Source organism: Citrobacter sp. LUTT5 (assembly GCF_009905315.1).
In the GTDB taxonomy this organism is placed as follows: domain Bacteria; phylum Pseudomonadota; class Gammaproteobacteria; order Enterobacterales; family Enterobacteriaceae; genus Citrobacter; species Citrobacter freundii.
The window spans coordinates 3,748,471-3,770,572 of sequence record NZ_CP047606.1 but is presented as its reverse complement, the minus strand read 5'-3'; the positions used below and the strand labels follow the sequence as shown (position 1 = coordinate 3,770,572).

At 54.4% G+C, this 22,102-nt stretch carries 20 protein-coding genes; 14 read left to right on the top strand and 6 right to left on the bottom strand.

Annotated features, from left to right (window positions below; translation table 11 throughout):
- Positions 1 to 2 precede the first annotated feature (2 nt).
- Positions 3 to 3,086: a beta-galactosidase gene (locus tag GUC46_RS18175; RefSeq protein ID WP_160180570.1), complete on the bottom strand. Its 3,084-nt coding sequence runs from the start codon at positions 3,084 to 3,086 to the stop codon at positions 3 to 5.
- A gap of 121 nt (positions 3,087 to 3,207) precedes the next feature.
- Positions 3,208 to 4,290: a LacI family DNA-binding transcriptional regulator gene (locus tag GUC46_RS18170; RefSeq protein WP_057101206.1), complete on the bottom strand. Its 1,083-nt coding sequence runs from the start codon at positions 4,288 to 4,290 to the stop codon at positions 3,208 to 3,210.
- A 164-nt stretch (positions 4,291 to 4,454) separates the two neighbouring features.
- On the opposite strand from GUC46_RS18170, the gene GUC46_RS18165 reads away from it, so the two are divergent.
- Complete coding sequence (locus tag GUC46_RS18165) at positions 4,455 to 5,063, top strand: class I SAM-dependent methyltransferase (RefSeq protein WP_371728120.1); 609 nt, start codon at positions 4,455 to 4,457, stop codon at positions 5,061 to 5,063.
- Here the strand turns inward: GUC46_RS18165 and GUC46_RS18160 are convergent.
- Positions 5,060 to 6,010 carry a GlxA family transcriptional regulator gene (locus GUC46_RS18160; RefSeq protein ID WP_044714418.1) on the bottom strand — a complete coding sequence of 317 codons (951 nt, stop codon included), beginning with the start codon at positions 6,008 to 6,010 and terminating at the stop codon, positions 5,060 to 5,062. The genes GUC46_RS18165 and GUC46_RS18160 overlap by 4 nt on opposite strands.
- Positions 6,011 to 6,028: 18 nt before the next feature.
- Positions 6,029 to 6,805, bottom strand: coding sequence for an MBL fold metallo-hydrolase (locus GUC46_RS18155; protein WP_057101208.1), 777 nt, complete (start codon positions 6,803 to 6,805; stop codon positions 6,029 to 6,031).
- 377 nt (positions 6,806 to 7,182) lie between these two features.
- Here GUC46_RS18155 and GUC46_RS18150 point away from each other — a divergent pair, with 377 nt between their 5' ends.
- Both GUC46_RS18150 and GUC46_RS18145 read left to right on the top strand, forming a co-directional pair.
- Positions 7,183 to 7,428, top strand: a complete 246-nt coding sequence (locus tag GUC46_RS18150) for a YmjA family protein (RefSeq protein WP_003021350.1) — start codon at positions 7,183 to 7,185, stop codon at positions 7,426 to 7,428.
- Positions 7,429 to 7,514: 86 nt separating this feature from the next.
- A complete protein-coding gene (locus tag GUC46_RS18145; RefSeq protein ID WP_003021353.1) occupies positions 7,515 to 7,991 on the top strand; it encodes a cold-shock protein in 477 nt (158 codons plus the stop codon).
- Positions 7,992 to 8,127: 136 nt separating this feature from the next.
- Here the strand turns inward: GUC46_RS18145 and GUC46_RS18140 are convergent, their stop codons facing one another.
- Positions 8,128 to 8,469: a hypothetical protein gene (locus GUC46_RS18140; protein WP_054528128.1), complete on the bottom strand. Its 342-nt coding sequence runs from the start codon at positions 8,467 to 8,469 to the stop codon at positions 8,128 to 8,130.
- Positions 8,470 to 8,887: 418 nt separating this feature from the next.
- Here GUC46_RS18140 and GUC46_RS18135 point away from each other — a divergent pair, with 418 nt between their 5' ends.
- Both GUC46_RS18135 and GUC46_RS18130 read left to right on the top strand, forming a co-directional pair.
- Complete coding sequence (locus GUC46_RS18135) at positions 8,888 to 9,610, top strand: hypothetical protein (protein WP_130714937.1); 723 nt, start codon at positions 8,888 to 8,890, stop codon at positions 9,608 to 9,610.
- A gap of 21 nt (positions 9,611 to 9,631) precedes the next feature.
- A complete protein-coding gene (locus tag GUC46_RS18130) occupies positions 9,632 to 10,705 on the top strand; it encodes a hypothetical protein (protein WP_149911142.1) in 1,074 nt (357 codons plus the stop codon).
- A 165-nt stretch (positions 10,706 to 10,870) separates the two neighbouring features.
- Here GUC46_RS18130 and GUC46_RS18125 read toward each other — a convergent pair whose 3' ends face one another.
- Positions 10,871 to 11,683, bottom strand: a complete 813-nt coding sequence (locus GUC46_RS18125; protein ID WP_044714459.1) for a DNA-binding transcriptional regulator — start codon at positions 11,681 to 11,683, stop codon at positions 10,871 to 10,873.
- A 191-nt stretch (positions 11,684 to 11,874) separates the two neighbouring features.
- On the opposite strand from GUC46_RS18125, the gene GUC46_RS18120 reads away from it, so the two are divergent.
- The 9 genes from GUC46_RS18120 (at position 11,875) to mmuM (ending at position 22,036) form a co-directional block, all read left to right on the top strand.
- Positions 11,875 to 13,539 carry a bifunctional 3-(3-hydroxy-phenyl)propionate/3-hydroxycinnamic acid hydroxylase gene (locus tag GUC46_RS18120; RefSeq protein ID WP_044699319.1) on the top strand — a complete coding sequence of 555 codons (1,665 nt, stop codon included), beginning with the start codon at positions 11,875 to 11,877 and terminating at the stop codon, positions 13,537 to 13,539.
- A gap of 1 nt (position 13,540) precedes the next feature.
- Positions 13,541 to 14,485 carry a 2,3-dihydroxyphenylpropionate/2,3-dihydroxicinnamic acid 1,2-dioxygenase gene (gene mhpB, locus GUC46_RS18115; protein ID WP_130714936.1) on the top strand — a complete coding sequence of 315 codons (945 nt, stop codon included), beginning with the start codon at positions 13,541 to 13,543 and terminating at the stop codon, positions 14,483 to 14,485.
- 28 nt (positions 14,486 to 14,513) lie between these two features.
- The gene (gene mhpC, locus GUC46_RS18110; RefSeq protein WP_016149676.1) at positions 14,514 to 15,380 is read left to right on the top strand and encodes a 2-hydroxy-6-oxonona-2,4-dienedioate hydrolase; all 867 of its coding nucleotides are present in this window, start codon (positions 14,514 to 14,516) and stop codon (positions 15,378 to 15,380) included.
- A gap of 9 nt (positions 15,381 to 15,389) precedes the next feature.
- Complete coding sequence (gene mhpD / locus GUC46_RS18105; RefSeq protein WP_088902674.1) at positions 15,390 to 16,199, top strand: 2-keto-4-pentenoate hydratase; 810 nt, start codon at positions 15,390 to 15,392, stop codon at positions 16,197 to 16,199.
- Positions 16,196 to 17,146 carry an acetaldehyde dehydrogenase gene (mhpF, locus tag GUC46_RS18100; protein WP_003838629.1) on the top strand — a complete coding sequence of 317 codons (951 nt, stop codon included), beginning with the start codon at positions 16,196 to 16,198 and terminating at the stop codon, positions 17,144 to 17,146. The genes mhpD and mhpF overlap by 4 nt, the downstream gene beginning before the upstream one ends.
- Complete coding sequence (mhpE, locus tag GUC46_RS18095) at positions 17,143 to 18,156, top strand: 4-hydroxy-2-oxovalerate aldolase (protein WP_003021379.1); 1,014 nt, start codon at positions 17,143 to 17,145, stop codon at positions 18,154 to 18,156. The genes mhpF and mhpE overlap by 4 nt, the downstream gene beginning before the upstream one ends.
- A gap of 68 nt (positions 18,157 to 18,224) precedes the next feature.
- Positions 18,225 to 19,439, top strand: a complete 1,215-nt coding sequence (gene mhpT, locus GUC46_RS18090) for a 3-(3-hydroxy-phenyl)propionate transporter MhpT (RefSeq protein WP_088903372.1) — start codon at positions 18,225 to 18,227, stop codon at positions 19,437 to 19,439.
- Positions 19,440 to 19,713: 274 nt separating this feature from the next.
- Entirely contained in the window at positions 19,714 to 21,117 is a 1,404-nt protein-coding gene (mmuP, locus tag GUC46_RS18085) for an S-methylmethionine permease (protein WP_046669946.1), read from the top strand.
- Complete coding sequence (gene mmuM / locus GUC46_RS18080; RefSeq protein ID WP_061549851.1) at positions 21,104 to 22,036, top strand: homocysteine S-methyltransferase; 933 nt, start codon at positions 21,104 to 21,106, stop codon at positions 22,034 to 22,036. Before mmuP ends, mmuM begins: the two co-directional genes overlap by 14 nt.
- Positions 22,037 to 22,102: the final 66 nt, after the last annotated feature.

Here is a 22,102-nt window from a genome sequence, read left to right as displayed (position 1 = left end):
TATTATTTTTGGCCCCAGACGAACTGGAAGTGGTAGCGTCCGGCGCTCAGCAGAAATTCCGGCAACACGGAAGGGCTCCACGAATCATCGCCGCCAACGCCCATATGGAAGCCATCAATATTGAGCCAGGTGCCCGCCTCAGGCTGCAGCAAATGGCGGTGGCTGGTTTCCATCAGTTGCTGCTGGCTAAAGCGGCTGATGTTGAACAGGAAGTCCCCACGCCACTGGTGCGCGCCGAAGTGCAGTTCGCGCGTGCCGCAGCGCAGACCGTTTTCACTTGGGAAAACATACGGGGTGTACATCTCATCAAGCGACAGATCCCAGCGATCAAAACAGGCGGCGCCCAGACGGTCCGGGTAGTTCTCATGTGGACCGAGACCTAACCAGTTCACTCGCTCTGCGATCTGCACTAACTGGCAGCTCAGGCCGATGCGGGCCGGATGCGGCGTATCGCTGGCAACGTCGACATCCACCGTTATCTGCATTTCACCCTTGCCGTCAATGCGGTAGCTTTTTCGGCTGATGAACAGCGTTTCGCCCTGATACTGCCACGCATGTTCAGTGGTGATCAGTACCGCATCGCTCAGCGTGTCGGCAGCACAGTGTAATAACGTTGCTTCAGCCTGATAGTGACCGGCGGCCTTCCAGCGTTCGACCCAGGCGTTCGGGTCGATGCGGGTTGACTCGCTCACGCCGATGTCGTTGTCCAGCGGGGCGCGGGTGAACTGGTCAGTAAGCGGAGTCAACAGTTGGGCTGAATCGCCAATCCAGTACTGTGTCAGCAGGCCAGACTGACGGTCGAATTGCCAGCGCTTGTTGTCGTTCTCAATGGTAAAGACGTTTTCGCTCACATTGAGCTGTGGCGCGGTGCGGGCAGACGGCAGTTGCGTCAGGCTGAGCTTCTCTTGAAGCTTCCATTGCTGCCAGGCGCTGATGTGCCCGGCGTCTGACCACGCGGTTGCCTGAGGTTGTTCTACGCGTACCGTCAGCCACAGCTGACCTGCGGTTTCCTGCATCGGGACATCTGGCAGGGTAATCACCTGGCGACCCTGTGGAGCGATATCCAGAACGATTTCTCCGGCGGCCAGCGGGTTGCCGTCCAGGGCAATAGACCAGTGCAGAACTTCGTTATCGCTGCGGCGGAACAGATATTCGCTGGTCACTTCAATCTGGCGTTCAGCGCCCGGCAGTAACGTGAACTGGAAAAACTGCTGTTCATGTTTGGCCTCGTATAACGCCGGGTGTGGGGTGCGATCGGCGAACACCAGCCCGTTCATGCAAAACTGACGATCGTTAGGTGTGTCGCCAAAATCGCCACCGTAGGCTGACCATGCTTTGCCGTTCTCATCATATTTGGTCAGCGACTGATCCACCCAGTCCCAGACAAATCCGCCCTGCAGGCGCGGATACTGACGGAACGCTTGCCAGTATTTGGCGAAGCCACCGAAACTGTTGCCCATGGCGTGGGCATATTCACAAAGGATCAGCGGACGGTGCTCGCCGGGCATCGACAGCCACTTTTTAATCGACCATTTGGGGACGGCGGGGAAGGGCTGATCTTGATCGACGCGGGCGTACATCGGGCAAATAATATCGGTCGCTGCGGTATTTGCGCCGCCGCCTTCATATTGTACCGGGCGTGACGGGTCTTCTGATTTTATCCAGCGGTAGAGCGCGTCGTGATTGACGCCATGGCCGGATTCATTGCCCAGAGACCAGATAATAATGCTCGGATGGTTGCGATCGCGCTGCACCATGCGCGTGACGCGCTGGCTCATGGCAGGCAACCATGCGGGATCGTCGGTGAGGCGATTCATCGGCACCATGCCGTGGGTTTCAATGTTGGCTTCGTCGACGACATACAAGCCGTAGCGATCGCACAGGGTGTACCACAGCGGGTGATTTGGGTAATGGGAGCAGCGCACGGCGTTGAAGTTATTCTGCTTCATCAGGATGATGTCTTGCACCATCGTCGCCTCATCCATCACCTGGCCGTTGATCTGATGGTGCTCATGGCGGTTGGTACCGCGAATCAACAGCGGCTTACCATTGAGTAACAGCAGTCCGTTTTCAATGCAAACCTGACGAAAGCCGACGTCACAGGCCTCCGCTTCTATCAGCGCTCCGTCCGCGGTGCGCAGCTGCACAACGGCGCGGTACAGATTGGGCGTTTCGGCACTCCACAGAGCCGGTTTTTCGACGTTCAGACACAGAGTCACCCGGTCATGATAAGCACCGCGTTCATCAATAATCTCACTGCCGAGTGGGGAATTCGTTTCGGCTGTGAGCGTTTCTCCCTCCCACAATTGCAGGGCTACGCGTAAATCTTCGCTCGCGTTGCCCGCTACTCTGACTTCCACTGCCAGCATGGCGCGGCTGAAGTCGTCGTTAAACCGGGTATTAATGCGCAGGTCGCGAATTTGCGTTGTGGGCTTATGCAGCAAAGATACGTCGCGAAAAATACCGCTCATGCGCCACATATCCTGGTCTTCCAGATAGCTGCCATCGCTCCAGCGCAGCACCATCACCGCCAGACGGTTTTCGCCGTGCTGCAGATAATCGCTAAGATCGAATTCAGATGGCAGGCGGCTGTCCTGTCCGTAGCCGACCCAGCGGCCGTTGCACCACAAATGAAATGCGGAGTTCACGCCGTCAAAAATAATGCGCGTCTGACCCTCATCTAACCAGGCATCGTCAATATGAAATGTGAGCGAGTAACATCCTGTCGGGTTCTGTGCCGGAACGTACGGAGGGTTAACCGGGATTGGGTAGGTGACGTTGGTATAAATTGGCGCATCGTAACCGTCCATCTGCCAGTTAGAGGGGACGTTGATAGTATCAGCTTGTGGCAGATCGCTTGTAAGCCAGCTTTCCGGCACAGCCTCCGGCGCGGCAAACCAGGCAAATTGCCACCGGCCATTCAGCGAGCGTAACTGACTTGAACGCTGATTCGTACGTGCGTCATCTGCTGAACGCCAGCTACAGAACGGTGGATGCGCCTCCAGGCGGTTGAGCTGCGTGACGCCGGGATTTTCCCAGTCACGGCGGGCCAGAACAGCGGAGAGTGAATCTGTGTTCAGGTTCATAACGGTATCCTGTTTGAATTTGTTATTCGCTCACAATTTCAATCAAAATACGGATAAGCGATCCCAACTGTAAAGGCTGGGGAGTTCAATGAGTGAACTGACTCACACAATTGTTGTGCGTTCACAATTTGGGTGCGAGCTGAGAAACTTGCCGCGCGAGCTGGATCAATGAATCGGCCAGCGCCTGGGGTGAGGTGGTTTGGGTGTTGGGTGGCAGAACCGTTTTGCGCTTAACCAGGGTGACGGGCAGCAGTTGGTTGCCCACGGTTGATTCGCCACGGGGAAGTTGCAGCAGCCTGTCGACGCTGGTTTCACCCAATAACGGAAAATCTTGCCTGATGGTGGTCAGCGGTGGAATGTAGCAGGCGCTGTCTTCGGTATCATCGTAGCCAATCACCGAGATATCTACCGCCACCCGCAGACCGAACTCGCTGATTGCGCGCATCGCGCCCAGCGCCATTTGATCGTTAGCGACCAGCATGGCGGTAGGGAGGTTACCGTTATTCAGCATATGCATCGTTTGCTGAAAACCAGACATCGCGCTCCAGTCGCCTTCCAGCTCCACAACGGGTTGTAGCTGGTAATGTGCCAGATACTTGTGCCAGCCCGAACGGCGAAGCCTTGCCGAAACGGAAGTGTGCGGTCCGCTCAGCAGGGCGATACGCTGATGTCCGTACTGCACCAGATGTTCAACGCCGAGGCGCGCGCCGTCGTCATGCGAGAAAATCACGCTGTTAATTGGCGTCAGGTCAGAGACATCGAGAAACAGCACCGGCACCGTACCGCAGGCGGCGGCCACGGCAATGGCGTCTTCTTCATCCAGTGGATAGTTGATGATAAGCCCGGTTACGCGCTGAGAAAGCAGGTTGTGGACCGCGGCTTTACATGCCTCAACGCCGCTGCGCTCGACCATGGCGATCACCACGCTGGCACCGGACTGGTCGGCACGGGATTTTATGGCGGCAACGATTTGTGAGGGGGCATGCAGGGCAAGGTTCGCCGTCACAACGCCAATCAGCGGCGTCTGTTTGCCAGCCAGCTGCTGTGCGACGCGGTTAGGGATGTAATTGAGTTCCGCCATCGCGGCCTCAACTTTTTGTCGGGTTTTTGCGGAAACGTGGCTGGCCTGATTAACGACGCGCGAGACGGTCTGGTAAGAGACACCTGCATGGTCTGCCACATCGTATAGCGTTACCGGTTTCACGTTTATCACCCCTGTCATGACGTTATCTGCGCGCTATGATGCCACAGCGGGACGGTTTTGGGGGATTTACGCATAGGTTCTGCGAGGCGCATTCCAGGGTTGCGGATCGTGTGCTGGAGCATTTATCGTCGTTCTTCTTAACAGAAGAAAAAAGTGAGGACATTGTGAGCGACTCTGCGGCAAATAATATTCTGTCCATCTACCGACGTCATGCGGATGCCTTTGCCAGCCAGCGCTCGCGCACCTTGTTCGAGAAAAGCTGGCTCGATAAATTCATTTCCGTGATGGGCGGGCAGGGCAGCATTGTGGATATTGGCTGCGGCAACGGTCAGCCGATTGCCGGTTATTTTATCCAGCAAGGTTTGCGGCTTACCGGCGTTGATGGTTCCCTGGCGATGCTGGCGCGGGCCCGAAACACTTTTCCCGCACAGCGCTGGCTGGAGCAGGATATGCGCGAACTGGCACTCAATGAGACTTTCGATGGTCTGATCGCCTGGGACAGTTTTTTCCATTTAACTCAGCAGGACCAGCAAAAGATGTTCCCGATTTTTGACCGCCTCAGCCATCCCGGCAGCGCGCTGATGTTTACCAGCGGTACGGACAATGGCATCGCGATGGGGCAATTTGAGGGTGAGCCGCTGTTTCACGCCAGCCTCGCGCCGGACGAATACCGCGCATTGCTGTCAGCGCATGGCTTTGCGGTGGTCGAGATGGTGATGGAAGATCCGCACTGCGCCGGGCACACCGTCTGGTTGGCGCAAAAAAGAGGCTAATCGCCGCGAAAGGTTTTACGCCATTCAGCCGGGCTAACACCAAAGTGGGATTTAAAATGCTGACGCCAGGTGACAGGCGACTGAAAACCAACCTGTTCTGCAATGCGTTCAACGGGTAACTGGCTGGACTCCAGCAACGTCTGGCTACGGCGCAGGCGCTCGGCAATCAACCATTCGGCTACGCTTGACCCGGTGGCTTTCATAAAATGACGAGTGAGGGTACGACGGCTCATCATCACTCGCTGCGCCAGCTCGTCGAGATTATGCGGTTCGTGGAGATGCTGGCGCAAATAGTCGAGCAGGGCGTTGATGCGCTGATCCTGGGTATTTTTCGCTACCGGTTGTTCGATAAACTGTGCCTGGCCGCCCTCGCGATGTGGCGGCACAATCATCCGTCGGGCAATCTGATTCGCCACCGTGCTGCCAAAACGCTGGCGGATGACGTACAGGCAGCAATCCAGCGCGGCTGCGGTCCCTGCCGAGGTAATAATACCGTCGTCATCCACGTATAGCGCGTTGATATCCAGACGGGCCGCCGGAAATCGCGCCTGAAAATCCTGCTCGAACTCCCAGTGCGTAGCTGCCCGTTTGTCATCCAGCAGACCGGCATAGCCGAGAACAAACGCGCCCAGACATAACCCAACAATTTGCGCGCCGTTTTGTCGTGCGCAGTTGAGCGCATCAAGCAGTCTTTGTGGTGGTCGATGTGCCGTGGTGCCCCACCAGGGGATCACTACAATGTCGGCGGCCTCCACTGCTTCATAGCCGTAGGCTGCGGTAATGGCGAAGCCATCCTGCGAGGAAACTATGCCCGGCTGTTCGGCGCACAGTTGTACCTCAAAGCGCTTTTTCGCCGCCACTTTGTCACTGAAAATAATGCACGGCACTGAGAAGTGAAACGGGCTGAAATCTTCCACGGCGACAATGGCGACGTTAAGCGGTTGCATACGATTCCTCTGTGGAGTTTAAAACGTCAGGGTTTCGCCATCTTCCGGCACGTTAATGAATTGCGCAATCTGGTTGTCGCGGGCGTACTCTTTCAAGGCCGCGCGGGTCAGCAGACAGTGGTTAATCGCCTCCATGTGGGTCGCCACAATTTGTGCCTCAGGTAGTACGAAGTGGGTTTTTAGCACATCTTCCGCGCCCATGATAATTGGGCCAAACCCGATAACGTGGGCAAAGCCTGCGTTCAGAATGACCACGCCTGGTTGAAAAGTCCGCATGTTGGTTTCCACCTCGTCGCGCCAAATGGTGTCCCCGACCAGATACAGCGTTTTTTCCGCCGGATGCTGGAAGATAACCCCGCAGGCATCACCCAGACGCTCAGCCATTTGCGGGATGGCGTAAGCGCGATCCGAACCGTGCTGGCCGCCGGTTTTACGCAGGGTGATATCACCAAGCGCGGTGTTTTGCGTCAGTACGGTCAGTTGCGTGAAACCTTGTTCCCGCAGTACCTGCGCATCGCGATCGTTTTGCACATAAATCGGTTTGTCTTTCGGCACGACACGAGCCGCTGCTTCATCCCAGTGGTCTTCATGCAGATGGGTCACGATCAGCGCATCAACGTTGAGCAGCGTGTCGATATCGACAGGTAGATCAACGGTCGGGTTGCGGATCTCGGCGCGAGCCGTTCCGGCAAAGCCCGGATAAGTACCTTTATCCGCTAGCATCGGATCAATCAGAAAAGTTTTACCGCCAAAGGTGATGTGCTGCGTGGCGTTACGGATTTGCGTGATGTTCATGATGTTTGCTCCACGTGTTGGATCAGTGGTGTCATCGTAGAGTGTTGTCCAGAAGATGAATGTGGGCAAATGGGCGACTAGCGATGGGATTGGGCCAATAACAGATTACATATATCAATTATGTAATTAAAGTAATTTAATATTTCCTTTGTAACTCGTTATTTAATTTGCTGCCATTATATCGAAATGAATAAGAGTGCTGTTACTTAAATACGGAAAATTTTATTAAATACGAAGCAGTGCCAGAAAACATTATTGATATATGTAATGCATAGTGACCAATAAAACAGATCGCGAACCATGAAATAAGAATGCTATCATTCACATCAGACGCGGCAGGCAACTGCTGGCACACGCATATCCCCCCGGAGCAACTGATGAACAACGACATTCCGCTTAAATATTATGATATCGCCGACGAGTACGCGACCGAGGCCGCAAAGCCGGTGAGCGACACAGAACGTGACGCGCTGGCGCACTACTTCCAGCAGTTGATTACCCGTTTGATGAACAACGAAGAGATCAGCGAAGAAGCGCAGCAGGAGATGGCAACCGTGGCCGGTGTCGACGCTCAGCGTATCGATGATATCGCGGAGTTCCTCAATCGTTGGGGTAACGAGTAGCCAAAGGTATGGCCTGTGTTTTACACTGCGCGCAAATTGAGTAGGTATACTCTACGAGTAATAGGTTTAATCAGGCGGAAACAGCAATGAACGGAACAATCACAACGTGGTTTAAAGATAAAGGCTTTGGATTTATCAAAGATGAAAACGGCGACAATCGCTATTTTCATGTGATTAAGGTTGCTAATCCTGAGCTGATCAAGAAAGACGCGGCGGTGACTTTTGAGCCCACCACCAATAACAAAGGCTTGTCTGCCTACGCGGTAAAAGTCATACCAGACAGCAAGTACATCTATATCGCAGGCGAGCGTCTGAAGCTCACCTCGATCAAGTCATTCCTGGTCTACAGCGAAGAAGTCCCTGTAGAGACCCGTATCGACAAAGAAAATGCAGTGCTGTCTGTCGGCGTGCTGATGAACAGCATCCGACCAAAATCAGACGTGAAGCCTGGTGAAATGCGCACGCTGAAAAAGCTGGCTATCACCACCTTTCAGGGCACGACGCTGATTTTCTCTGAAGATGAAATCGACATTGACGAGACGGTGAAACTGCTTAAGGTCTGAAGCCCTTCAGACTGAATAAAAACCGGAACGCTGCTCTTTTCAGGAGCGGGGTTTCGGTTTTTTTATATTCAGTATGTGATTGCTGTGAGTCTGGAGTAGATATGCGGCGGGTCTGGGCTTCTTTGTTAAACTGTCATTAGCCCGAGGATAAAGGATCGTATTCCCACTGTGATTCGTCATTGTAAATTGTACCATCATCATCCATTACCTGGGCGTTGAGGCTTTTTGCAATCCCCAACATCTTTCTGTAAAGATATGTGTCTGGCCATTTTGTATAAATATTACCTGCGCTCCAGTCAAGCCATGGCTCTGCGTATAACGAGGGGCCTGACCACAAGGCGTGATAATCGCCATTTATAATATATCTGCTTAATTCATTATCGCTATTAATGTAGTGAAGCCATTCATCAGATGTTATCTGCGCATCATCATTATCTGCCCAAAATTCAGCTCTTGTTATATGAAACTCAACACCCATGACATCTCCTTTAATGATAAAATAATCTGTATAAACTAATATAGCGCCTTATGACAACCCACTGCTAAACATCAGCGCTCCTGAAAGAGGCATTGAAATCCGGCTACTTTAACTTCCCTCTTAACCCTCTATAGACATCCAGCACCTAAGGATTTAGATAATCTGGCAAGAGTGAAAGAATGCATTGCGACATATGTAAGAAAATTTCTTCAGCATCTTAAAAATTCTTAATAATTCCAAATATCAACTAAATTTGGTAGTTACTTATAGCCGCTTTGACCCTACAAGCTATTGTAAAAAAATACTAGTAAAGTAACATAGGAAGCAATCTACGTGGATGGTTATATTTAGCTTGAAACAGAATTCATATTACAACTATTCATCTATCAAGTTCAGAATATTAGGGTGATAATTACAAATGGCAAGGAATAACAAACAAAGACCTCCTCGTTCCAACACATCCAAAAAGAATTCTAAGGATAAGACTGTTCGTATACCATTTCACAAAAAAATTAATGGTTTTATTTTATGGCTTGCAGCTACTGGTTTGCTTGCATTCCTTGGCAACTATATTTTCGATTTTTTGACAGGGGATGTACAAGTTAAATATGTTAAATCCTCGGGTAGGAATTATGAATTTAACTTAACGAATAAAAGTTCGACCGATCAGGTTATAGAACAGTTCAGAATAGTCCCTGATCTGACACAAAAAGTAATATATCGGATTACTAAAGACGTCACGGGAGTGTTCACTAAAAATGGTGTTTCAATACCCGGCGGAAATACATCCTCTATGCCTGCATATGAGTATAAGGAAATGAATGGCTACATATTGGATGCCAGGTCTGAAGTGAATTTTCTTGTTCCTCCATTGGTAGCGAGAGATTATGCAGAACCTGAATATGCTGTGGTATTTGCAGAATATAAAACCAAATCAAATAATAAATATATGGAAAAGCTTGAATCTGTATTAATAAAGTTAAATGTTAGAGATGGAGTTAAACGTCAAAAATATCTAATTGTTAATAATTTCTGGACTCCCATCAGTAATGATAATCTTGTCGATGCTATTAGAATAGCTTGTCGAGATGATGATTTTTTTGCAAGATCTGATGAATGCAGAAATTATATAAATAATTGAATTTATTGTAAAAAACTTGACATGAATATAGGCTTGATTGTCTATGCAACCAGAGCTGATTATATATTTTGGGATATTATGGGAAACTTAATATTTATTGTGGATGAAGATCTTCAGGATGAACCTTCGACTGAAGAAATAATAACGACGTTAATTTCCGAAGGGGAAGAAATACCGCTTGAAAATACAGTGAAGAAGGGTAAGTCATTTTCGTCTTCTAAGAGTGGAGGTGAACCAGAAAATAGTGACCGTAAAATGATAAATCCCCTGGTGGCAAATATTGCTCTTGAGATGGCTGCAAGATTACTGCCTTTGCCTGTGGCAGTTCTTGTTAATGCAGCCCCTGCCGCCTATTCTTTATATCAATTATTTTCGAAAAAAGATGAAGAAGATGTTTCCGTTGCCAGCTTGAGACAGTCTGCGAGTTCATTTGATAAATATTTAAAACGTATAAGTATGTCCATAGAAACGGCCATCGGGGCAAATTATCGTTTTCAACCTGGCCATCCGCAGATAAACCAGGCTTACATCAGACACCCTCTGTCAGAGGATAATGAGTCTAAAAAGGATCTCTATATTCTCAGTGATAGCTTAGATGATATCCTACTTCAGGAACGAGAAGCTGAGATGATCAGGGTCTTTGTAAATCTGGGGGCGACGAAAATAGAGTTTCGCAAGGAAAATAAGTCGAATTTATTAAGTGCTGCGAAAGCAGAAATAGACGCGGAACTTCCTGTTAGTTCAGTTGAGGCTAACATAAGTTTAAAATCAGCTACGACGAATATCGGTAGTGATAAACGAGTAATTACTTTAGCGGGGCGCGAATGGGTAAAAGGTATGACTCTGGAACGAAAAGAATTCAGTTGGTTACCGTATGAACCATCATGGGAAAGCATTGTATTTGCCAGAGAAATAGGTGGCTGCTTAAGTGCGGAACTGGAACTGAAAAAGAAGAGTGTATTTTCCTCAAACAAAGAGAGTCGTTTAGGATTTGGCATGAATGGGTTTAAAGGCTCAGCTGGCGCGAGTGTGGATCTCAATCGAGAGCAAGATGAAAACTATACGGTTTATGTCGAATTTAATCAGCCTGTGTAATGTATCGTTGTGATTTTAATCCCAATGGCAATCCTCGAATGTTTCAACGATGATTGCCGTTTATGTACCAATTGCAGCGTAAACGAACCAGAAATGACCTCAAGCTGATCTTCGTACCAACCCATATCCTGCGCGGATTCTCACCGCCAACAACTGTGATCCACTTCACCTCCCGGCCACCAAAATCTCCTGCGACTCGACGCCGTCCTCTATCTGTTTCGCCACCTTTTGTAAGGCCGGAAGATGCTTTTCCGCAGCCTGTTCGATGGTCATGGCGCTGGCCATATACACCAGATTCAGGCAGCCGATCACCCGCTGTTCGCTACGGATGGGGACGGCGATGGAGGCGATTTTTTCCTCCTGGTCCCAGCCGCGAAAGTTCTGACCAAAACCGTCTTTTCGCGCCCGGGTTAAAATGGCATTGAGCTTCAGCGGTTCGCGCGCAAGCTGGAACGCTTCTCCTGGTCGGGAGGCCAGCATTTCAATCAGTTCCTGACGTTCATTCTCCGGACAGAATGCCAGCCAGGTCAGGCCGGATGCGGTTTTCAGCAATGGCAAACGACGCCCGACCATCGCCCGGTGAAACGACAGGCGGCTGAAGCGGTGGGTTGTTTCACGTACCACCATCGCGTCCACATCCAGCGTGGAAACGTCGGTCGGCCAGATGACCTCGCGCAGCAAATCCCCCAGCAGCGGGGCGGCGAGTGCGGAAATCCACTGCTCGTCACGAAATCCCTCGCTGAGCTGGCGGACTTTAATGGTTAAGCGAAAGCTGTCATCGGACAGGCTGCGCCGAACGTAACCCTCATCTTGCAGGGTTTCCAGCAGCCGTCTGACCGTGGTGCGATGCAGGCCGCTTAACTCAGCAAGTAAGCCAACACTGGCCCCACCATCGAGCCGGTTTAACATATTTAATAACATTAATCCGCGCGTTAATCCGCGTACGGTTTTGTACTCAGTGCTCTCGTCATTTTTCATATTCATTGACAAATCTACAGGTAAAACAACGTTGTGCACTTAGTGCACATCCAGGCATGTTTTGATTGTAGCGCAAAAACTCACTCCTATACTGACCGCACAACAAAAAATTATTCACATATTTTTAACAAAACTGATTGCGCCTCACCAGGGTCCGCAATTGCGTTTTGTCCGAGTCGTGAGGTTCTGAAATGACAACAAAAAACCCGGATATCCAACCCGCTGTGCAGCACACCGTTCAGGTCGCGATTGCTGGTGCCGGCCCGGTGGGGCTAATGATGGCCAACTATCTTGGCCAGATGGGCATTGACGTGCTGGTGGTGGAGAAACTCGACACGCTGATCGACTATCCCCGAGCCATCGGCATTGACGATGAAGCGTTGCGCACCATGCAGTCTGTGGGGCTGGTCGAGCGCGTTTTGCCGCACACCACGCCGTGGCACGCGATGCGCTTTCTCACGCCGAAAGGCCGCTGCTTTGCTGATATCCAGCCGATGACCGACGAATTTGGCTGGTCGCGCCGCAATGCGTTTATTCAACCACAGGTGGATGCGGTGATGTTGGAAGGGCTGTCGCGTTTTCCCAACGTGCGCTGCCTGTTCTCCCGCGAACTGGAAGCCTTTAGCCAACAGAACGGTGAAGTAACGCTGAATCTGAAAGCTCCGGACGGCCAGCGCGAAACGGTGAAGGCCCAGTGGCTGGTGGCATGCGACGGCGGCGGCAGCAACGTCAGACGCTCGCTGAATGTGCCGTTTGAAGGCAAAACCGCGCCGAATCAGTGGATTGTGGTGGATATTGCCAACGATCCGCTCAGCACACCGCATGTGTATCTGTGCTGCGATCCGGTGCGCCCGTATGTCTCCGCTGCGCTGCCGCATGCAGTGCGCCGTTTCGAATTTATGGTGATGCCGGGGGAAACCGAAGCGCAGCTCAGTGAACCGCAGAATATGCGTCAGCTTTTGAGCAAAGTGCTGCCGAACCCGGACAACGTCGAACTGATCCGCCAGCGCGTTTATACCCATAACGCCCGTCTGGCCGAACGTTTTCGCATTGACCGCGTGCTGCTGGCGGGCGATGCGGCGCACATTATGCCGGTCTGGCAGGGGCAGGGGTACAACAGCGGCATGCGCGATGCTTTCAATCTGGCGTGGAAACTGGCGCTGGTCATTAAGGGCAAAGCCGGTGATGAGCTGCTGGATACCTACCAGCAGGAACGCCGCGACCACGCCAAAGCGATGATCGATCTCTCCGTGACCGCTGGCAACGTGCTGGCGCCGCCAAAACGCTGGCACGGCGCGGTGCGCGACGGGGTTTCCTGGCTGCTGAATTATATTCCGCCGGTCAAACGCTACTTCCTCGAAATGCGCTTTAAGCCGATGCCGCAATACCATGTTGGAGCACTGGTGCGTGAGGGTGAGGCGAGAACGTCTCCGGTCGGCAAGATGTTTATCCAGCCGAAGGTGACGCTGGAATCGGGCGAAGTGACGCTGCTCGACAACGTTATTGGACCGAATTTCGCGGTGATTGGCTGGGGCTGTAACCCGCTATGGGGCATGAGCGAGTCGCAGATCCAACAGTGGCAGGCGCTGGGGACGCGTTTTATCCAGGTCGTGCCGGATACGCAGATACATACCGATCAGGATAACCACGACGGCGTTACCCGCATTGGTGATACGCAAAACCGCCTGCGCGCGTGGTTTGCCCAGCACAACGCCGCGCTGGTGGTAATGCGCCCGGACCGCTTCGTGGCCGCCATCGCCATTCCGCAAACCCTGGGCAGCACCCTGAATAAACTGGCGTCGGTGATGACACTTACCCGCGCTACTGCCGATATTCCTGTTGAAAAGGTTGCCTGATATGCACGCTTATCTTCACTGTCTTTCCCACTCGCCGCTGGTGGGCTATGTCGATCCGGCTCAGGCTGTGCTTGACGAGGTTAACGGCGTGATCGCCAGCGCCCGGGCGCGTATTGCGGCGTTCGACCCGGAACTTGTAGTTCTGTTTGCCCCCGATCACTACAACGGTTTTTTTTACGATGTGATGCCGCCGTTCTGTTTAGGCGTGGGAGCCACGGCGATCGGCGATTTCGGCAGCGCGGCGGGGGAACTGCCGGTGCCGACAGATCTCGCTGAAGCCTGCGCCCACGCGGTGATGAAAAGCGGCATCGATCTTGCCGTGTCCTACAACATGCAGGTCGATCACGGCTTCGCGCAGCCGCTGGAGTTTTTGCTCGGCGGTCTGGATAAGGTGCCGGTGTTGCCGGTGTTTATTAACGGCGTCGCCACGCCGCTGCCGGGCTTTCAGCGTACCCGCTTGCTCGGGGAAGCGATTGGCCGTTTCGCCAGCTCGCTGAATAAGCGCGTGCTGTTTTTAGGCTCCGGTGGTCTATCGCATCAACCGCCGGTCCCGGAGCTGGCGAAGGCTGATGCCCATATGCGTGACCGCCTGCTCGGCAGCGGCAAACAGTTACCTGAAAACGAGCGCGAGCTGCGCCAGCAGCGGGTGATCAGCGCCGCCGAGAAGTTCGTGGTCGATCAAAACACGCTGCATCCGCTGAACCCTGTCTGGGATAACCGCTTTATGAGCCTGCTTGAGCAGGGGCGTTTGCAGGAGTTGGACGCGGTCAGTAACGAAGAGCTGTCCGTGATGGCGGGCAAATCAACGCACGAAGTTAAAACCTGGGTTGCCGCCTTTGCCGCCATTTCTGCCTTTGGTAGCTGGCGTAGTGAAGGCCGTTATTACCGCCCGATCCCGGAGTGGATCGCCGGATTCGGCTCCCTGAGCGCTACCACACAGAACTGAAACAGAACTGAATATGCAGGAGAACATCATGACTTACCAACCGCAAACCGAAGCCGCTACCAGTCGTTTTCTGGAGGTGCAGGAAGCAGGCGAAACACTACGCGTGCATTTCAATGACTGTGGACAGGGCGAAGAGACCGTCGTGCTGCTGCACGGCTCCGGTCCTGGCGCGACGGGCTGGGCAAACTTCAGCCGCAATATTGATCCGCTGGTACAGGCCGGATACCGGGTGATCCTGCTGGATTGTCCTGGCTGGGGCAAAAGCGATGGGATCGTTAACCGCGGTTCGCGATCTGATCTCAACGCTCGCATCCTGAAAAGCGTGGTCGATCAATTGGATATTCAAACAGTCCACCTGCTGGGTAACTCGATGGGCGGTCACAGTGCTGTGGCGTTTACCCTGAGCTGGCCGGAGCGCGTGGGCAAACTGGTGCTAATGGGCGGCGGAACGGGCGGCATGAGTCTGTTTACCCCGATGCCGACCGAAGGTATCAAGCGCCTGAATCAGCTATACCGCGAGCCGACCATCGAGAACCTGAAGCTGATGATGGAGATCTTTGTCTTCGACACCAGCGACCTGACCGAGGCGTTGTTTGAGGCACGACTGAATAACATGCTGTCGCGTCGCGATCACCTGGAAAACTTTGTCCAGAGTCTGGAGGCCAACCCGAAACAGTTCCCGGATTTCAGCCCGCGTCTGGGTGAAATCAAAGCCCAGACCCTGATTGTCTGGGGACGCAATGACCGCTTTGTGCCGATGGATGCCGGTCTGCGCCTGCTCTCCGGAATTGCCGGTTCTGAGCTGCATATCTACCGCGACTGCGGACACTGGGCGCAGTGGGAGCATGCGGATGCCTTTAACCAGCTGGTGCTGAACTTCCTCGCACGCCCTTAAGGAACGGACATGACGAATCATAATCTTGAGCAGCTGGCCGCCGATTTACGTCAGGCTGAAGAAAAAGGGGAAGCCATCGCCCCAGTGCGTGAATTGATTGGTGTGGATAACGCCGAAGCGGCCTACGCCATTCAACGCATCAACGTGCAGTATGAAGTGGCGCGCGGGCGTCGCGTGGTCGGGCGCAAAGTAGGGCTGACACACCCGAAAGTGCAGCAGCAGCTTGGCGTCGATCAGCCGGACTTCGGTACGCTGTTTGCCGACATGTGCTACGGCGATAACGACACCATTGCGTTTGAGCGCGTGCTGCAACCGCGTATTGAAGCGGAAATCGCGCTGGTGCTGAACCGCGATCTGCCCAATGCCGACACTACCTTTGACGAGCTGTATAACGCCATCGAGTGGGTGCTGCCCGCGCTGGAAGTGGTCGGCAGCCGTATCCGTGACTGGTCAATCAAGTTTGTTGATACCGTGGCGGATAACGCCTCCTGCGGGGTGTATGTGGTCGGCGGCCCGGCACAGCGTCCGGCAGGATTAGATCTGAAAAACTGCGCGATGAAAATGACGCGCAACAACGAAGAGGTTTCCAGCGGACGCGGCAGCGAATGCCTGGGACATCCGATCAACGCCGCCGTCTGGCTGGCGCGCAAAATGGCCAGCCTCGGCGAGCCGCTACGTGCCGGAGATATCATTCTCACCGGAGCGTTAGGCCCGATGGTGGCGGTGAATGCGGGCGATCGTTTCGAGGCCCATATCGACGGTATTGGTTCAGTTGCCGCCACTTTTTCAGCGGCGGTTACAAGAGGAAGTCAGTCATGAGTAAGCGTAAAGTCGCCATTATCGGCTCCGGCAACATCGGTACCGATTTGATGATAAAAATTCTGCGTCACGGGAAGCATCTGGAAATGGCGGTGATGGTCGGTATCGATCCAGATTCTGATGGTCTGGCGCGTGCCCGACGCATGGGCGTTGCCACCACCCATGAAGGGGTGACAGGGCTTATCGCCATGCCGGAATTTGCCGACATCGACATTGTTTTTGATGCCACCAGCGCAGGCGCGCATGTGAAGAACGACGCCGCGCTGCGCGCCGTTAAACCAGCGATCCGCCTGATCGACCTGACGCCCGCGGCAATCGGCCCGTACTGCGTGCCTGTGGTGAATCTGGAGGCCAACGTTGATCAGCAGAACGTTAATATGGTGACCTGCGGCGGGCAGGCGACTATCCCGATGGTGGCGGCAGTTTCTCGCGTGGCAAAAGTCCATTACGCCGAAATTATCGCCTCGATAGCCAGTAAATCTGCGGGTCCTGGCACGCGCGCTAATATCGATGAGTTTACCGAAACCACCTCGAAGGCGATTGAAGTGGTTGGCGGGGCGGCAAAAGGTAAAGCGATTATCGTCCTTAACCCGGCCGAGCCGCCGCTGATGATGCGCGACACGGTGTATGTGCTGAGCGAAGCGGCCTCTGAGGTTGAAGTTGAAGCATCGATTAATGAGATGGCGGCGGCGGTGCAGGCTTACGTGCCGGGCTATCGTCTGAAACAGCGTGTCCAGTTTGAAGTCATCCCGCAGGATAAACCGGTCAATCTGCCGGGCATCGGTCAGTTCTCCGGGCTGAAAACCGCGGTGTATCTGGAAGTGGAAGGCGCGGCGCACTATTTACCTGCCTATGCGGGCAACCTCGACATTATGACCTCCAGCGCGCTGGCGACCGCTGAGAAAATGGCGCAGTCACTCACTCGTCAGGCAGGAGAAGCAGCATGAACGGTAAAAAACTCTATATCTCTGACGTGACCCTGCGCGACGGCATGCACGCCATTCGTCATCAATATTCGCTGGAAAACGTGCGCCAGATTGCCAAAGCGCTGGACGACGCGAGGGTGGATTCCATTGAGGTGGCGCACGGCGACGGTCTGCAGGGTTCCAGTTTTAACTATGGCTTTGGCGCGCACAGCGACCTGGAGTGGATTGAAGCGGCGGCGGACGTGGTCAAGCACGCCAAGATCGCCACGCTGCTGTTGCCGGGCATCGGCACGATTCATGACCTGAAAAATGCGTATCAGGCTGGGGCGCGCGTCGTACGCGTGGCGACCCACTGCACCGAAGCGGACGTGTCGGCCCAGCATATTCAGTATGCGCGTGAACTGGGCATGGACACCGTCGGCTTTCTGATGATGAGTCATATGACCACGCCGGAAAACCTCGCACAGCAGGCGAAACTGATGGAAAACTACGGTGCGACCTGTATCTATGTGGTCGATTCAGGCGGGGCGATGAACATGTCTGATATCCGTGACCGCTTCCGCGCCCTGAAAGCGGTGCTGAAGCCGGAAACAGAAACCGGGATGCACGCCCACCACAACCTGAGCCTTGGCGTGGCGAACTCGATTGCTGCGGTAGAAGAGGGTTGTGATCGTATCGATGCCAGCCTGGCCGGTATGGGCGCAGGCGCAGGCAACGCGCCGCTGGAGGTGTTTATCGCCGCGGCGGATAAGCTTGGCTGGCAGCACGGCACCGATCTGTATGCGCTGATGGACGCCGCCGACGATCTGGTGCGTCCGCTGCAGGACCGCCCGGTGCGGGTGGACCGCGAAACGCTGGCGCTGGGCTATGCCGGCGTGTACTCCAGCTTCCTGCGCCACTGCGAAGTGGCGGCGGCGCGTTATGGCCTGAGCGCGGTAGATATTCTGGTTGAACTGGGCAAACGCCGGATGGTGGGCGGCCAGGAAGATATGATCGTCGACGTGGCGTTGGATCTGCGCAACAGAAAATAAAAATGATTACGCGGCTGGCAACGTATCAGCCGCGATTCACCTGCATCGTGACCTCAGAGGTACATCTTATGACTACCCGTACCCCCGCATCCTCATCCCGCCTGACGTTGACCGTCGGGCTGTGTTTTTTAGTCGCCCTGATGGAAGGGCTGGATTTACAGGCCGCCGGGATCGCTGCCGTCGGTATCGCCAATGCGTTTGCATTGGATAAAATGCAGATGGGCTGGATCTTCAGCGCGGGCATTCTTGGGCTGCTGCCCGGCGCGCTGGTGGGCGGCATGCTGGCCGATCGCTATGGCCGCAAACGCATTCTTATTGCCTCCGTGGCGCTGTTCGGCCTGTTCTCACTGGCGACGGCGATATCCTGGGATTTCTCATCGCTGGTGTTTGCTCGCCTGATGACCGGTGTTGGGTTGGGGGCGGCGTTGCCGAATCTGATCGCGCTGACTTCTGAGGCGGCGGGCCCGCGTTTTCGTGGTACGGCGGTGAGCCTGATGTACTGCGGTGTGCCGATTGGCGCGGCGCTGGCGGCAGCGCTCGGGTTTAGCGGTCTGGCCTCTGCCTGGCAAACCGTGTTCTGGGTCGGCGGGGTGATCCCGCTGCTGCTGGTTCCGCTGTTAATACGCTGGCTGCCGGAATCACAGGTTTATACCCAACAAACGCAGGTGGCTGCCGCGCCGCTGCGGGCTCTGTTTGCGCCAACCACCGCGACAGCCACGCTGCTGCTGTGGCTGTGCTATTTCTTTACCCTGCTGGTGGTGTATATGCTGATCAACTGGCTGCCGATGCTGCTGGTCGAGCAGGGTTTTCAGCCCTCGCAGGCGGCAGGCGTGATGTTTGCCCTGCAAATCGGTGCGGCCAGTGGGACGTTAATTCTCGGGGCGTTGATGGACAAACTGCGTCCGGTGGTGATGTCACTTTTGATCTACACCGGGATGCTGGCATCACTGCTGGCGCTGGGCACGGTATCGTCATTGAGCGGCATGCTGATGGCGGGATTTGTGGCGGGGATGTTTGCCACCGGTGGGCAAAGCGTGTTGTATGCGCTGGCACCGTTGTTTTACAGCACGCAGATCCGCGCCACCGGCGTGGGTACCGCTGTCGCCGTCGGGCGTCTGGGTGCAATGAGCGGTCCGTTGTTGGCAGGGAAAATGTTAGCGCTCGGCACCGGAACGGTAGGGGTGATGGCGGCTTCTGCGCCGGGGATATTGCTGGCAGGGCTGGCGGTATTTATCCTGATGAGCCGCAAATCGCAGATGCCGATCCCTGCCAGCGGTGCTTAAGCGCTCATTCGGTAGTATGAGCAGGGAGATACGGTTCCCACTTCCGGGTGAACGCCAGTCGATGAGGACGTTGCCAGAGTTTACATAAAGCCTGGCAACGGAGGCGTTATGAGCTGGCGGCCCTTTTTGTATTTGATTATTAATCCCCACCCGATATTAAGCGCCCGGCGCGGGCATTTGCGCCTGGTGCAGGGTTGACTTTGCATTCTGTTAACAAACACGGTATAACAAACCTTCTTTGGATGTTTAGATGTCCATACGTTTAGAAGGTTATATGCAAACAACACAACAAAATGCGCCACTGAAGCGCACAATGAAAACGCGTCACCTGATAATGCTCTCCTTAGGCGGCGTGATTGGCACAGGGTTATTCTTCAATACCGGGTACATCATCTCCACTACCGGGGCGGCGGGAACGCTGCTGGCTTATCTGATTGGCGCGCTGGTGGTCTGGCTGGTTATGCAGTGTCTGGGCGAGCTTTCGGTCGCGATGCCGGAGACTGGGGCGTTTCACGTCTATGCTGCGCGTTATCTCGGCCCCGCAACGGGATATACCGTAGCCTGGCTCTACTGGCTGACCTGGACTGTGGCGCTGGGGTCGAGCTTTACCGCCGCCGGATTCTGTATGCAGTACTGGTTTCCACAGGTGCCGGTTTGGGTCTGGTGTGTGGTGTTCTGCGCGATTATTTTTGGTCTGAACGTCATCTCCACGCGCTTTTTTGCCGAAGGGGAGTTCTGGTTCTCGCTGGTAAAAGTGGTCACTATCATCGCCTTTATCATCCTCGGCGGGGCGGCGATTTTTGGTTTTATCCCGATGCAGGATGGCTCACCCGCGCCTGGACTGAGTAATATCACGGCGGAAGGCTGGTTCCCACACGGTGGCTTACCGATCCTGATGACGATGGTGGCGGTGAATTTTGCTTTTTCGGGAACCGAGCTTATCGGCATTGCCGCCGGAGAAACAGAAAACCCGCGCAAGGTCATTCCGGTAGCGATTCGTACCACTATCGCGCGACTGATTATTTTCTTTATCGGCACCGTGTTTGTGCTGGCGGCGCTGATCCCGATGCAGCAGGCGGGCGTGGAGAAAAGCCCGTTTGTGCTGGTGTTTGAGAAGGTGGGTATTCCTTACGCCGCCGATATTTTTAACTTCGTGATCCTGACGGCTATTCTATCCGCGGCGAACTCCGGGCTGTATGCCTCCGGGCGCATGCTGTGGTCGCTGTCGAATGAACGTACGCTACCGGCCTGTTTTGCGCGAGTAACGAAAAACGGCGTGCCGCTGACGGCGCTGTCGGTCAGTATGCTCGGTGGTGTACTGGCGCTGTTTTCCAGCGTGGTGGCCCCGGATACGGTATTTGTCGCGCTGTCGGCAATCTCCGGGTTTGCGGTGGTGGCGGTGTGGCTGAGTATTTGCGCTTCACACTTCGTCTTTCGCCGCCGTCATCTGCAGCAGGGTAAGGCATTGAGTGAATTGCATTATCGCGCGCCGTGGTATCCGCTGGTGCCGGTACTGGGATTTGTGCTGTGCCTGGTGGCTTGTGTCGGGCTGGCATTCGATCCAGCGCAGAGAATTGCGCTGTGGTGCGGGTTACCGTTTGTGGCAGTGTGTTATGGTGCTTATTTCCTTACTCAACCGCGTAAAACCAAACAGGAGCCCGAACATGTCGCAGAATAATCCGTTAAGCGCCATCCTCGATAAACAGGATTTCCTGCTGCTCGATGGTGCGATGGCGACGGAGCTGGAAGCGCGTGGCTGTAACTTAGCCGATAGTCTGTGGTCAGCCAAAGTGCTGGTCGAAAATCCGGAGCTTATCCGCGAAGTCCATCTCGATTACTACCGGGCGGGGGCGCAGTGCGCGATCACCGCCAGCTATCAGGCGACGCCGGCGGGCTTTGCCGCGCGAGATCTGGATGAAGCGCAGTCGAAAGCGCTGATTGGCAAAAGCGTGGAGCTGGCGCGTAAAGCCCGCGAAGCGTATCTGGCAGAGAACCCGCAGGCGGGCACGCTGCTGGTAGCAGGATCGGTCGGGCCTTACGGTGCGTATCTGGCGGATGGTTCTGAATACCGTGGTGATTACCAACGTAGCGCTGAAGAGTTTCAGGCGTTTCACCGTCCGCGCGTGGAAGCCTTGCTGGATGCCGGGGCCGATCTTCTGGCCTGTGAAACCCTGCCAAATTTTGCCGAAATTAGCGCGCTGGCTGAGTTATTGACTGCATATCCGCGTGCGCGGGCGTGGTTCTCATTTACCCTGCGCGACAGCGAGCACCTGAGCGACGGTACGCCGCTGCGTGACGTGGTTGCGTTGCTGGCGGATTATCCGCAGGTGGTGGCGCTAGGTATTAACTGCATTGCGCTGGAAAACACCACCGCTGCGTTGCAGCATTTACACAGTTTAACGGCGCTGCCGCTGGTGGTGTATCCGAACTCGGGCGAGCAGTATGATGCCGTGAGCAAAACCTGGCATCATCACGGTGAGCATTGTTCGCATCTGGCGGATTATCTGCCGCAGTGGCAGGCCGCTGGCGCACGGTTGATTGGCGGGTGCTGTCGCACCACGCCGAAAGATATTGCCGCGCTAAAAGCGCGAAGCTGAGGGTTTATCGGGCCTGCATCGTTCACTGTAGGCCTGATAAGCGCAGCGCATCAGGCATTGCCGGAT